Here is a 14,089-nt window from a genome sequence, read left to right on the forward strand (position 1 = left end):
TTTTGCACAGACTGTAACCAAGTAGTAAAAAATTATTACTTTTACCCCGCCTGTTCATGTTCGGCGATTTCCATGGAAGACGAAAGAATACTGCTTGAAAAACTTGCCCGCGGCGACCGTGCGTCGTTCGACGCTCTCTATATGAGGTATGCGGCGAAGACGGAGGAATTCCTGTGCCGCATGCTCAAGGACCGGGCTGAGGCCGAGGACATCACCCACGACCTGTTCCTGAAAATCTGGCAGAACCGCACTTCGATGGCCGGCGTTACCGTGTTTGGTCCTTATCTGTTCCGGATGGCCCGCAATGCCGTCTACGACCGTTTCGACAGCCGTACGGTGCGGATGAACTTCGCCAAACAGGTCAATCTGCTGCCCGAATACGAATTGCCCGACGTGGACAACCGCGACCTGCTGCTGCTGATTCAGTTGGCCGTGGAGAAGATGCCCGGGCAGCGCCGTCGTATTTTCCGCATGAGCCGCGAGGAGGGAATTGCCAACGAGGAGATTGCCCGGCAGCTCTCGATCAGCATCCGTACGGTCGAAAACCAGATTTCGAGGGCCCTCTCCGAGCTGCGCAAACTCGTCACACTGATCCTGTTCTTCATCTAAAAAAAACTTTTTTGTTTTTCAGGCGTGCGTATCGTACGCCCAAACCGTCTTATCTATGAAACGGGAAAGATTGTTATGTCTGTAAATCGAGTAAAAAACATTATTGAGACCTTCCTCGGCAACGATATGCCCCGGGAGGTGCAGCAGCGCTTCGCGGGCTGGCTGCGCGATCCTGCCTCGCGCGACGAGAAGGAGCGGGAACTGGAAGCGTATTGGAACGGACTCCATGTCGAAGAGCATGCGGGTCGGGAGCGCAAACTCGAACGGCTCCACGAGGCGATGCGCCGCGACGAGAGGTTCCGCCTGCGCCGCATTCGGCGCATCGTAGCTGCTGCGGCTGCCGTACTGCTGTTCGCGATCGGGGCAAACTACGTCGTCGTGAAAAATTACCTGCAAACGAAAGTGCAGACCAATATCGTGACTTCGGCCCACGACAAGGGCGAGTATATGCTGCCCGACGGTACGCAAATCTGGCTCAATGCCGGGAGTGTGCTCCGTTATTACGGCGACCTGAAAGGACGCCGCAGGGTGGTGGAGCTCAGCGGCGAGGGATTCTTCAAGGTACGGCACGACGCGGAACGTCCCTTCATCCTGCAGATGAACGACATGAATATCGAGGTGCTCGGTACGGAGTTCGACGTGATCAACTACGAGGAGTTCGCCACGACGGAAGCGATCCTTTGCAGCGGCAGTATCCGCGCTTACGGCGGCCGCCTGCCGGCGCCCGTGACGCTGAAACCCGGCGACAGGCTGGTTTTCGACAAGAAGAGCGGCCGGGCCTCGCGCTCGGCGGTTTCGACGCAGAACTACTCGCAGTGGATGGGCGGCTCGCTGTCGTTCGACGATACGCCGCTGGGCGATATTCTCACCAATCTCGAACGCTGGTATGCCGTCGAGATCGACGCGCCGGACGAGTGGGTGCAGCACGTACGCATGTCGTTCAAACTGGACCGCAAGGAAAATATCGAGGAGATACTCAAAGCCATGTCGCTCGTCGTGGAGATGGACTATGTCTGCGCCGGGCGTCACATAACGATCATTCCCAAACACCCGAAAAAACAATAAAAATACGCGCCTATGTAGAAAGGACCTGGACTTTCCCGCTTTCACATCCGGAACACCGACCCCGTTCCGGGCCATTTTTACCATCACCTAAATTACAAACCCATGCGTAAACTTATCCAAGCCAAAATCCTTGGTGTAGCCCTGCTATTGCTGTTACTGGCCACGGGAGGACGGGCCCAAACTCCCCCCCCCACGGTGAGCATCACTAAGGATAATGTCTCTATCGAGCAGGTTCTAAAAGAGATAGAGCGACTTACCAATTACACGTTTTTCTATAACAACGGCGATTTCGACCTCAAACGGATCGTTTCCGTCTCGGTTGTCCGCAAGCCCGTGGCCGATGTGGTGCGCGAGATGCTGCCCGACTGTTCGTGCCGTTTCGAAAACCGCCGCATCATCCTCGTCAAGAACGCTGCGCCCCAGCGCCAGACGGTGAAGGGCGTCGTCAAGGACGAGAAGGGCGCACCCGTGATCGGTGCGACGGTGCTGCTCACCGACGCCGGGCAGACCCGTGGCGTTTCGACCGACCTGAACGGTAATTTCACCCTCACGGTTCCGGCCCTTACGCCCGAAGCCTTGATCGAGGTGTCGTTTATCGGTTTCGACTCCTACAAATCCACCGTCGGCAGCCGCACGTTCTTCGATGTGGTGCTGACTTATGCCCAGCAGAGCATCGACGAGGTGGTCGTGGTGGGTTACGGCGTGCAGAAGAAGGCCAACCTCACGGGAGCCGTGGCAACCGTATCGCAGAAGGAACTGAAAGACCGTCCCGTGTCGAACGTGGGCCGCGCCCTGCAGGGCGTAATCCCCAACCTCAACGTGACGCTCTCGTCGGGCCAGCCCGGAGCCGGAGCCACCTACAACATCCGCGGTACGACCTCGCCCAACGGCGGTAACCCGCTGGTGCTGATCGACGGCGTGGAAACCTATCCCGACCGCATCAACTCGAACGACATCGAGTCGATCACCGTCCTGAAGGACGCTTCGTCGGCCGCCATCTACGGCGCCCGCGGAGCCTTCGGCGTGATCCTGATCACGACCAAGAGCGGTAAATACAACGAGAAGGCCGAAGTGTCGTACAACGGCTATTTTTCGGTGTCGAGTCCCACGACTTCGACCGACTACGAGACCCGCGGTTACTATTCGGCCAAGATCGCCGACTTCTTCATGATGTCGACGCAGAACACGCCCTACACCTCTTATACCGATGCCGATTACAAGGCCCTTTGGGAGCGGCGTAACGACAAGACCGAGAATCCGGCGCGTCCGTGGGTGATTACCGACAAGCGCAACGGCCGCCAGCAGTATGTCTACCTGGCCAACTTCGACTGGTACAACTACCTCTACGACGACAGCCGCCCGACGTGGGACCACAATATCAACATCAAGGGCGGAACCAAATCGCTGTCGTACATGGTCAGCGGGCGCTACTACCAGCAGAAAGGCGTCAACCGCATCGAGCCCGACATGTTCAAGTCCTATAACTTCCGCGTGAAGCTGCAGGCCGAGATCAAACCGTGGCTGACCATCGCCAGCAACACCAAGTTCTTCCAGTCGAACTACAAATATTACGGTTACGAGGACGAGTACAACAACTTCCGCAAACCCACGCTGCATGCGCTGGCGTCGTTCGTGCCGGTGAATCCCGACGGAACAGCCGTGTCGCACACGTCGGTGACCAACTCTTCGACCCACTACCTGATGGACGGTTACAGCGCCATGATGCAGAAGGGAAAGAGCTTCGGCAACAAGAAGACGCAGGAGATTACCACGACGTTCGAGGCCACGTTCAAGCTGCACAAGAACTTCAACGTCAAGGCCGATTTCAGCTATACGCAGGGTTACCTGCACAACGACTACCGCAGCGTCAATGTCCAGTATTCGCAGTATCCGGGCGAGGTGATGACCGAACCCGAGGGCAGTTTCCCCAATAAATACAAGGAGGTCGTGTGGGACCAGAACTACTACGTCGCCGATGTCTACGGAACCTACAACAAGTCCTTCAACGAGAAGCACAACCTGACGGTTATCGGCGGTTACAACTACGAAGCCAAGTATTTCCGCGACCTTACGGCGGCTAACGACGGCCTGCTGTCCGAGGATCTTTCGGACTTCAACCTGGCCAAGGGAACCAACAACTTTACGCTCAACGGCGGGCGTAACGAGTATGCCATCATGGGCGTGTTCTATCGTGTGGCTTACGATTATAAAGGCAAGTACCTGGCCGAGGTCAACGGCCGTTACGACGGTACGTCGCGCTTCCCGCGCGGCAAGCGTTACGGCTTCTTCCCCTCGTTCTCGGCAGCTTACCGCATCAGCGAAGAGGCTTTCTTCGAACCCCTGCGCAAGACGGTCGACAACCTCAAGATACGCCTTTCGTACGGTTCGCTCGGCAACCAGCAGATCGGTTACTACGATTTCATCCAGACCATCACGACCAAGGGTTCGATGAGCGATTACTCGTTCGACGGCACGGCGCTCGGGCAGCATGCCACGGTGAGCGATCCCGTGTCGGGCGACCAGACCTGGGAGAAGGTCGTTTCGAAGAACCTCGGACTCGACCTCAATATGTTCAGCAACCGCCTGTCGCTCACGGCCGATTTCTACATCCGCGATACGAAGGGTATTCTCGGAACAGGCAAGAAGCTGCCTTCGATCTACGGTGCTACGGAGCCGCAGGTCAACTCCAGCGACCTGCGCACGAAGGGTTACGAACTGGTGCTCGGCTGGCGCGACTCGTTCAAACTGGCGGGAAGCACCTTCAGCTACGGCATTACGGGCTCGTTCTCGGACTATACGGCCAAGTATACCAAGTGCGACAACCCTTCGGGGCTGATCAACCAGCCTTATGTGGGCCAGAAATACGGCGAAATATGGGGCTATAAGGTCGACGGACTGTTCCGCACCGACGAGGAGGCTGCCGAATACGCTTCGCGGATCGACCTCTCGACCGTGGCGGCGGGTTACTACTCCGCAACGGGCGCTTACGGCAAAGGCGTGCGCGCCGGCGACATCAAGTACCTCGACCTGGACGGCAACAACATCGTCAACGGCGGCGCGGGTACGCTCGACGATCCGGGCGACCGCCGTGTGATCGGCAACTCGTCGCCCCGCTATCAGTACGGACTCACGCTCAACTTCTCGTGGTATGGATTCGACTTTTCGGTGTTCATGCAGGGCATCGGCCGGCTGGACTGGTATCCCGGCGCGGACAACCTGCGTTTCTGGGGCCCTTACAGCCGTCCCTATGCGACGTTCATTCCCAAAAACTTCATGAGCCGGGTGTGGAGCGAGGACAATCCCGACGCTTACCTGCCGCGTGCCCGCGCCTACACGTCGCTCAATGCGTCGTCCGGTACGGCTTACTATACCAACGACCGCTATCTGCAGAACCTGGCTTACTGCCGCCTGAAAAACCTTACGGTCGGCTACACGATTCCCAAGCGGCTGACCTCGAAGGTCGGCATCAAGGAGTGCCGCGTCTATTTCAGCGGCGAGAACCTTGCTACGTGGAGTGCCCTGAAAAACGATTTCCTCGATCCCGAGCAGGCTGCTGCTGACAAGGACAAGAAGTCGAACGTCTATCCCTGGTGTAGGACCTACTCCGTGGGCCTGAACTTAACCTTCTAAAGCGACTGCCGTTATGAAAAAATACATTCTTTATCTACTTGCCGGAGTGGCTGCGTGCGGACTGAACAGCTGTGAGGATGCACTCGACCGCTTCCCGAAAGACAGGCTCTCTCCCGACGAATTTTTCCACACGGAAGAGGAGTGCCAGCTCTATACCAACGATTTCTATACCATTTTCCCCGCTGCCGGGACGATCTACGGCGAGACGGCGGATATCATTGCCAAAACCACGCTTACGAGCGAGGTGCTGGGCAACCGCACGATTCCGGCGAAGGCCGACAGTTGGAAATGGGAAAAACTGCGCGACATCAATTTCTTCCTGCAATACTCTTCCAACTGTACCGACGAGCATGTACGGCTTCAGTATGAAGGCGTGGCGCGTTTCTTCCGGGCTTACTTCTATTTTGAAAAGGTGAAGTACTACGGCGATGTGCCCTGGGTCGACCGTCCGATCGCTTCGGACGACCAGGAACTCTACAAGGGCCGCGATTCGCGCGAAATGGTGATGCAGAAGGTGATCGGGGACCTCGATTTCGCTATCGCCAACCTGCCTGCCGAAAAGTCGGTTTACCGCGTGACGCGCTGGACGGCGCTGGCGCTCAAGAGCCGCGTCTGCCTGTTTGAGGGAACCTTCCGCAAATACCATGGACTGGAGGGTTACGAAAGTTACCTTTCGGCGTGCGAGACGGCTTCGAAGCGCTTTATGACCGAGAGCGGTTATTCGGTCTATACGTCGGGGACTACGCCTTACCTCAACCTGTTCTCGTCGCTCAAAGCCATCGACACGGAGATCGTTCTCGCCCGGGCCTATAACACGGCCATCGGCCTGAAGCACGACGTAAACGGCTACCTGACGAGTATCACGATGGGACGCCCGGGCCTGCTGAAGAACATTGCCAACATGTACCTGATGAAGGACGGCACGCCTTTCACGGCGCAGCCCGGCTGGGAGACGATGCAACTGCCCGACGAGAGCAAAAACCGCGACGGCCGCTTCGCCCAGACGGTTCGCACGCCCGGCTACAAACGCATCGACGACACGGCCCTGTCGGCCCCGAACCTTGCGGCGACGATGACCGGCTATCAGTTGGTGAAATACCTGCAGGCGGCCAAGTACGATTCGTACAACGCATCGACGAGCGACATGCCGTTGTTCCGCGCGGCCGAGGTAATGCTCAACTATGCCGAGGCCAAGGCCGAACTGGGAACGCTGACGCAGGCCGACATCGACCTTGCGATCAAGCCGCTGCGCGACCGTGCGGGCGTTGTGAACCTCTCGCTCGAAGCAGCCAATGCCGCCCCCGACCCCTACCTGGCGTCGGCTGAAACGGGCTATGCCAATGTGACGGGCGACAACAAGGGCGTGATTCTCGAAATCCGCCGCGAACGTACCGTCGAACTGCTGATGGAGAACCTCCGCTACTGGGACATCATGCGCTGGAAGGAGGGCAAACGTTTCGAAAAGCCCTTCACGGGACTTTATTTCCCCGGCACGGGTTCCTACGACCTGAACGGCGACGGCGTGGATGACATCTGTATCTGGTCGGGCTCTAAGCCCTCGACCTCGGCGCCGGTGGTGTACGAACTCGGCAAGGAGATATTCCTCAGCGGGGGCGGGAGCGGTTACGTCATCGTTCACACGGACTATACCCGTACGTGGAACGAAGCGCGCGACTACCTCTATCCTGTGCCTACCGACGACCGGGTGCTGACACAGGGCGCCATTTCGCAGAATCCCGGCTGGAACGACGGCCTGAATTTCTAACCTGAAAAACGAAAGATCATGAAAATCAAACGATTCATATTGCTCGCCTTCTCCGGTTGCTGCCTCATGCTGTCCGGAGCGGCCTGCTCCGAACTGGACGGGGACAACTCCGATTTCGATTTCGGGGACATGACCTCCAACGAACCCGAGAATCCCTACGACGGGCAGGGTTACGACCGCCTGCCCAATTCGGTCCGGCTGGCGACCTACAACACCCATCGCTGCGAGGGGTGGACCCAGAACTCCGGGACCGACCGTGCGAACTATAACAACACGGCCAAGGTCATCTCGCTGATGGACCCCGACGTGATCGCGCTGCAGGAGTTGGACAAGAACACCACGTGGCATCCCAACGACCAGTTACGGGAGTTGGCGGACCGCACGGGCCTGCGTCCCTATTACTGCAAGACGATCGACTACCGCGGGGGTGAATATGGTATCGGCATCCTCTGCAAGGCGGCGCCCAAGACCACCTATGCCGGCGACCTGCCCGGTACGGAGGCCCGCAAGTTCTTCCTCGCGGAGTTCGACGATTACATCTTCATCGCCACGCACTTCTGTCACCAGGAAGAGGCGAACCGGTTGCGGTCGTTCGAGATCATCAGCGAGTATATCGCCGCCAACTATGCTTCCTACACCAAGCCGATTTACCTGGCCGGCGACCTCAACACGTCGAAACTGCCGGCTGTGGCGCTCGAATCGTGGAAGATTATCAGCACCTCGGCCAATACCTTCGTGAATACCACTTCGCCGTCGCGCATCGACTATGTGCTCGTCTACACGGGCAACTCGCCGGAATACGAGGTGCTGGGGACAGCCGTGCCGTCGTATGAGGAGATCAACGTGATGACGGTTTCCGACCACCTTCCCGTATTGGTAGACCTCAAAAAGTAAGCATTATGAAGAACAGATTTTTAAATAGCTTTTTCCGGATCGCGGCAGCCTTCGCGCTGCTGCTCGCGGCCGGGGCGTGCAAAGACGGCGTGGACCTGCCCGGACAGTCGGTTTCGCTGAGCACGCATGCGATTCTCGCGCCGTCGTTCGCAACGACGCTCTCTTTCGACGTTGCGGCCAACTGCGACTGGACGATCTCCGTAGCGGGTGACGACACCTCGTGGGCCGAACTTTCGAAGACCGAAGCCACGGGTATGGCTACCGTAGCGGTATCTATCGCCGAAAACGATACTTCCGGGGCCCGGACGCTGACGATCCGCGTTACGGCCAAACGGAACCCGTCGGTCGTGGAGGAGTTGTCCTTCGTGCAGGCTTCGTCGACGGCACAGGGTTACCTGAGCATTCCGGACCTGCGGAAACTGGCCGCCGACGGCGATTACACGGTGACGCAGGATGTGAAGATGCGCGGAATCGTGGTGTCGAGTGTCCAGGACAACAATTATTATGACAACTGCATCGCGCTTCAGAGCGCCCTGAAAGCCAACTGCGGCATCACGCTGCGCACCGACGAGGTGCTCTACCGCAAACCGGGCGAAGAGCTGGAGATCGACCTGAAAGGCGCGGTCGTCGGGGTGAATGCCGCGACCGGCGTGATGGAGGTGAAGCCTGCTTCGGACGAGATGGTGAGCCGGACGGAGACGACGCAGGTGACGCCTGCGGCGATTCCCGTGACCTATGCCGAACTGATGTCCGGCGAGTATGAGTCGATGTTCGTGACGCTTAATGTGCAGGTAGTGGTCAGCGACATAAACAAGAAGCTGAGCGACAACGTCACCGTGCAGACGCAGGACGACGAACGGTTCGTGCTTTACGCCCGCCAGGCCAGCACGTTCGGTATCGACGCGGTTCCCGTCGGGAGCGGCCAATTGTGCGGCATTGCCGGAATTTACGACGGCGCTTATGCCGTGATGCCCTGTACGGAGAAGGACATTACGATGTCGTCGCCCCGTTTCGACGGCGGTATCGGGCTGCCTTACGTGCTTTCGATCATGACCAAGACGGCGACCAACGGCGACGGCAAGTATATCTATTATTCCGGTTCGAACGGTACGGGTTCGATCGACGGCGTGGCCGTGACGGCCATGGACGGCACGGGGGCCAATATCACCGCCAAACTGAGCTCCTCGGGCGGCAATCTGGGTTTCCGCTACTGGAACGAGGGCAGCGGCCACCACAACCTGCCGATGAAGTCGTGGACCAGCGGCAAGGACAAGGACTATGCGCTCTTCACCTTCCCGCTCAACGAGGCGATCGACGGCGCGTTCCGCTTCTCGTTCGGATGGAGCGGATCGGGAACGGCTCCGGCCAACTGGACGCTCTCTTATTCGAATGACAATACCGTCTGGTATACGCCGGCCCCAACCGATGAACCGCATTTCGTGATTCCGCAGGGCAAGACGGTCGGCAGCGGTAAGAACTTCTTCTACTGGACGATCGACATTACCCCGCAGATACCGCTCGAACGCCGCGGAACGCTTTATATCCGGGTTACGCCGTTCAATCAGGTCACGGTGAACGCCGGAACGGTGGGTAACGGCGGTGAGATACGTCTCCATTCGTGCGTGGTCGTCGAGAAGATTCCCACCTTCAATACCCAGAAACCGGCGGGTGCGGTCTACTTCGAGCCGTTCGACCGCCTGACGACGGGACTCGACTACCGTCACGGCGACAAACTGGCCGGCATGCTCAACTTCTGCGGCAGCGACATCGCGACGTGGGATGCAGCGACGAAGAACGGTCTTTCGGGCAGCAATGTCCGCCAGCGTCCGGGATATGCCCAGATCGGTTTTGTCGAGACGCAGACCGTGGCCCAGGGTTCGTACACGAACAATACGGGCGCATTGCTGACCCCGGCTTTCGGGGTTTCGGGAACGCTGAAACTCTCGTTCGACGCGATGGCTTACAAGAACACTTCGGTGCATTCGAACAGCGGCGCCAAGGACATGAACGGCGACCTGAAGTCGGTAGTCGTCGAGGTGATCGGCGGCGGTACGATTGACGGCGCAGCGAAAAAGGTCGTGAGCGGTTTGACCTACACGGAATTTAAGAATTTCACGCTGACGATCGAGGGTGCGACGGCTTCCACGGCAGTGCGTTTCACGAGCGAACCGGCTTCGGGTCAGTTCTCGCGCTGGTTTATCGACGATATTTGCGTGACGAAGTAGGGTATTGTCCGATTTTTGAGGGAGTTCCGGCCGTTGGGTCCGGGACTCCTTTTTTACGGCTATAAAACATAAAAAAGGATGTTCGCGATGAACATCCTTTCTTGTGTTGAGCTACCAGGATTCGAACCTAGAATAACAGGACCAGAATCTGTTGTGTTACCATTACACCATAGCTCAATGATATTTTGGTGATGCAAAAGTAGAACTTTATTTTGCAAATGCAAAGAAAATTCCGAATTATTTTTCGTACATTTGCTTTAATCCCGGAAGGGAAAAACCGCTTGAAACTTAAAATTTACACAAAATCAGAAAATTATGGGAATTAAATTTCGGCTTATCGTCATGAACTTTCTCCAGTATGCGATCTGGGGCTCGTGGCTTATTTCGCTGGGCGCTTATCTGGGCGGCGGCCTCGACTTCTCGGGATTGCAGATCGGCAGTTTTTTCGCGACGATGGGGATCGCCTCGCTGTTCATGCCGGCCGTGATGGGAATCATCGCCGACAGATGGATTCCGGCGCAGAAACTGCTGGGCATCTGCCACCTTGTCAGCGGTGCGTTTCTGATTGCCGCAGCCTCGCAGACGGCCTATGCTCCGCTGTATAGCTGCATGCTGCTGAGCGTGATGTTCTACATGCCGACCATTGCCCTGTCGAACTCGGTGGCCTACAACGCCCTCGATCTGGCGAAGCTCGATACCGTGAAACACTTCCCGCCCATCCGCGTATGGGGAACCGTGGGATTCATCGCCGCAATGTGGTTCGTCGACCTGACGCACATCGGGGGCGTGCAGATCAAACTCACCGAGTGGCAGTTGTACGTTTCGGCCCTGCTGTCGTTCGTATTGGCGGTCTATTCGTTTTCGCTGCCCGGGTGTCCCGTCCAGCGCAGCGTGCAGAAGCAGTCGTGGGTCGATACGCTGGGCCTGCGGGCTTTCGCGCTCTTCAAGGAGAAGCGCATGGCCATCTTCTTTATTTTCTCGATGCTGCTGGGCGCTGCGTTGCAGATTACCAACGCTTTCGGCGACAGCTATATCCAGAATTTCGGCACGATGGCCGAGTATGCCGATTCGGCGATCGTGAAGCACTCGGTAATTCTGCTGTCGCTGTCACAGATGTCCGAGACCTTCTGTATCCTGTTGATTCCCTTCTTCCTGAAACGCTTCGGCATCAAGAAGGTCATGCTGATCTCGATGCTGGCGTGGGTACTGCGCTTCGGATTCTTCGGAATCGGCAACCCCGGGTCGGGTGCGGCGTTCCTCGTACTTTCGATGATCGTCTACGGCGTAGCGTTCGACTTCTTCAACATTTCGGGGTCGCTCTTCGTCGAGAAGGAGACCAGCCGCGAAATCCGCTCTTCGGCGCAGGGCGTTTTCATGATCATGACCAACGGTTTCGGCGCTTTCTTCGGTTCGTATGCCGCGGGCGCCGTCGTGGATGCCTTCCATTGGCCCGATTCGTGGTTCATCTTCGCAGGGTATGCGCTCGTGGTGGCGGTGGTCTTCGCCTTCGTCTTCAAATACAAGCACGACCCGGCCGAAATGGAGGGTGTGAAACACTGATCGGAATCCGGCGGCGGGGCAGACCTTGCCGCCGGGGTTCTTTTATTTGCGCAGGAGCATTTTGACATGGGGGATGCCCGCTTCGAAGTATTCGCCGGAGACGGTTTCGAAACCCAGTGACGCGTAGAATTCCGCGAGGTGCTTCTGGGCTGAGATACGGACGGGCTGCGGGCCCCAGTGTTCGGCGATGTAGCGCAAGGCCTGGTGCATTGCCAGACGGCACAACCCGCGGCGGCGGTAGGAGGCGTCGACCAGCACCCGCCCGATGGAGGCTTCGGCGTAGACGATCCCGGCGGGGATGATGCGCAGGAAAGCCACGACGCGTTCCCCGTCCTCCATCCACAGGAACACGCTCTGCGGATCGACTGCATCCGCATCGGGGGCGGTGATGTGCTGTTCGAGGAAAAAGACGGCTTCCCGCGCCCGGACGATGCGGTGGTATTCGTCGGCGGAGAGGCGGCTGAAAGGACGGATGATGACGGGGTACATGGTTCTGGGAATTGAAATCGGTACAAAGGTACGAAAAAGCCGGGTAGGGCCAAAAAACGGATTTGTGCCGGGGTTCCGGCAAATAGAAGTGCCGTTAGGAAACCAAAGATACGTAAAAAATCGAATGATATGGATATGATTCGTGTGAATGATTCGAGCTGCATCCGCTGCGGCCGTTGTGTGAAGGTATGCCCTTCGCAGATTTTCGTGCAGGAGAAGGCGGGCGGCGACGTGACGCTGCACAAACCCGAAAACTGCATCGTCTGCGGGCATTGCGTGGCAGCCTGTCCCACGGGATCGGTGGAGCATGCGGAGTTCCCGGCGGGGCGGGTGCATGCGGCCGATTACGCCGCGATGCCTACGCCCGAACAGGTGGAACTGCTGTTGGCCGTGCGGCGTTCGAACCGCGCCCTTCTGACGCGTCCCGTGCCGCAGGAGATGCTGGACCGCATTATCGCAGCGGCCGACCGTGCTCCGACGGCGAGCAACGCCCGCCAGTTGGGCTATACGCTGGTGACCGACCCGGCGCAGTTGCGCGCCATTGCGGAATATACGCTCGGGGTTTTCGGCAAACTCGAAAAACGTCTGCTGCATCCCCTCGTGAAACCGTGGCTGAGCCGTATCGTGCCGGGGGTTTACCGCTACGTTCCGGTTTTCAAACGCCTGCGGCGCGAATATGCCGAAGGGCGCGACCGTATCCTGCGGGGCGCTACGGCGGTGCTGTTCATCCATGCCCCGAAGGCGAACCGTTTCGGGGCGGAGGATGCCAACCTGGCTTACCAGAATGCCTCGCTGATGGCCGAAGCGCTGGGCGTGAGTCAGATTTACATGGGATTCGTGCTGACGGCCCTGCGGCAGGACAAGCAGGAGAAACTGGCCGGGATGCTGGGGCTGGACGACCGCCGCATCTGCGCCGTGATGGCGCTCGGAATGCCGCAGTTCCGCTATCCCAACTACATCGACCGCACGCCGGCGGAGGTGACGCGTAAATAAAAACATGAAAAGGCGGGGATGCGATCGAGCATCCCCGCCTTTTTCCATAGACTCCTCTCGTTTACAGGTTCCAGTCGGAAAGCGTGTAACTGCTTTTCGGTGCGTAGGGTACATTGGCGAAGAAGGAGAAGCCTGTCAGGTTTTCGATCTCTTCTACGCTGCGGACGCTTCCCGTTATGCTCCAGCTTCCGGCAGCATGGTCGACCCAGAATCCGATGCATTGCAACTCGGAGGCGGCGCAGTCGACAACCCATTTGCCGCTTACCCGCGACTTCAATACCACTTTGTAGTAGCTCGTCGGCACGGGGCAGGCTTTTCCGCTGCCCTTGTTGTCGTAAACCAGGTTGTTTTTATTCGCAAAATACGCTCCCGTAACCACATAGAGCGTATCGCTCGAAGCCCATTGGCGCACTTTGCCTTCCAGTTGCTGCCACATGCCGCCGTTGAGCGTTTGCAACTGCGGGGTCATGTTCGTCGCATAGAACGTCGTGTTGTTGTCGGCGGTGTTACGGTTGCGGTCGGCCGAGGGTAACTGGTGTCCCCGCGAGTGGGTCTGCACGCCGGCCGCGGAGTAGTAAGCCCCCGTGCCGATGTTCGCCTGATACTGTCCGGCATAGCTTTCCCATGCCGACTCGAATTCCTTGTCGTAGCCGAAGTTGTCCGTCCTGACGCCGCTGTCGACGAAATAGCACGCATGCAACGGATAAGCCACCCATTGCGAGCAGTTGACTGTCTTGTCGAAACAGAACGAGTAGTTGCGTTTCGATGCGTCGGACGGCAGCGCCTTGTGCGTAAAACAGATGTAGTCGTTATCCTCTTTTGCCGCGGGCAGCTCTGCCCAGCCGGTATATTCGGGGAT

Annotated in this window: 10 protein-coding genes and 1 tRNA gene; 8 read left to right on the plus strand and 3 right to left on the minus strand. The window is 58.0% G+C overall.

The genetic code is table 11. From position 1 onward, the window contains the following. The first annotated feature begins 72 nt into the window (after nucleotides 1-72). From KG007_RS10585 to KG007_RS10610, 6 genes are all read left to right on the plus strand, one after another. On the plus strand, nucleotides 73-609 hold the full coding sequence (locus tag KG007_RS10585; RefSeq protein ID WP_195461284.1) for an RNA polymerase sigma-70 factor: 537 nt from the start codon (nucleotides 73-75) through the stop codon (nucleotides 607-609). Nucleotides 610-684: 75 nt separating this feature from the next. Next, nucleotides 685-1,674 (plus strand): FecR family protein, encoded by a 990-nt coding sequence (locus KG007_RS10590; RefSeq protein ID WP_249413311.1) that lies wholly within the window; start codon nucleotides 685-687, stop codon nucleotides 1,672-1,674. Between the two features lie 102 nt (nucleotides 1,675-1,776). Then, nucleotides 1,777-5,304, plus strand: a complete 3,528-nt coding sequence (locus KG007_RS10595; RefSeq protein ID WP_213348724.1) for a SusC/RagA family TonB-linked outer membrane protein — start codon at nucleotides 1,777-1,779, stop codon at nucleotides 5,302-5,304. Between the two features lie 13 nt (nucleotides 5,305-5,317). Beyond that, entirely contained in the window at nucleotides 5,318-7,069 is a 1,752-nt protein-coding gene (locus tag KG007_RS10600; RefSeq protein ID WP_195461286.1) for a RagB/SusD family nutrient uptake outer membrane protein, read from the plus strand. Between the two features lie 18 nt (nucleotides 7,070-7,087). Next, on the plus strand, nucleotides 7,088-7,963 hold the full coding sequence (locus KG007_RS10605; RefSeq protein ID WP_213348726.1) for an endonuclease/exonuclease/phosphatase family protein: 876 nt from the start codon (nucleotides 7,088-7,090) through the stop codon (nucleotides 7,961-7,963). 5 nt (nucleotides 7,964-7,968) lie between these two features. Further along, a complete protein-coding gene (locus KG007_RS10610; RefSeq protein ID WP_213348728.1) occupies nucleotides 7,969-10,188 on the plus strand; it encodes a DUF5689 domain-containing protein in 2,220 nt (739 codons plus the stop codon). A gap of 106 nt (nucleotides 10,189-10,294) precedes the next feature. On the opposite strand, the gene KG007_RS10615 is transcribed toward KG007_RS10610, so the two are convergent. Continuing rightward, nucleotides 10,295-10,365 (minus strand) — tRNA-Gln (locus tag KG007_RS10615). 138 nt (nucleotides 10,366-10,503) lie between these two features. On the opposite strand from KG007_RS10615, the gene KG007_RS10620 reads away from it, so the two are divergent. Further along, the gene (locus KG007_RS10620; protein ID WP_213348730.1) at nucleotides 10,504-11,748 is read left to right on the plus strand and encodes a nucleoside permease; all 1,245 of its coding nucleotides are present in this window, start codon (nucleotides 10,504-10,506) and stop codon (nucleotides 11,746-11,748) included. Nucleotides 11,749-11,790: 42 nt separating this feature from the next. On the opposite strand, the gene KG007_RS10625 is transcribed toward KG007_RS10620, so the two are convergent. Beyond that, nucleotides 11,791-12,237, minus strand: a complete 447-nt coding sequence (locus tag KG007_RS10625) for a GNAT family N-acetyltransferase (protein ID WP_195461290.1) — start codon at nucleotides 12,235-12,237, stop codon at nucleotides 11,791-11,793. 129 nt (nucleotides 12,238-12,366) lie between these two features. Between KG007_RS10625 and KG007_RS10630 the strand changes: the two genes are divergently transcribed. After that, nucleotides 12,367-13,230, plus strand: coding sequence for a nitroreductase family protein (locus KG007_RS10630; RefSeq protein WP_213348732.1), 864 nt, complete (start codon nucleotides 12,367-12,369; stop codon nucleotides 13,228-13,230). A gap of 61 nt (nucleotides 13,231-13,291) precedes the next feature. Here KG007_RS10630 and KG007_RS10635 read toward each other — a convergent pair whose 3' ends face one another. Continuing rightward, nucleotides 13,292-14,089 (minus strand): DNA/RNA non-specific endonuclease, encoded by a 798-nt coding sequence (locus KG007_RS10635; protein WP_195461338.1) that lies wholly within the window; start codon nucleotides 14,087-14,089, stop codon nucleotides 13,292-13,294.

The organism is Alistipes montrealensis (assembly GCF_018362775.1).
GTDB classification, from domain to species: domain Bacteria; phylum Bacteroidota; class Bacteroidia; order Bacteroidales; family Rikenellaceae; genus Alistipes; species Alistipes montrealensis.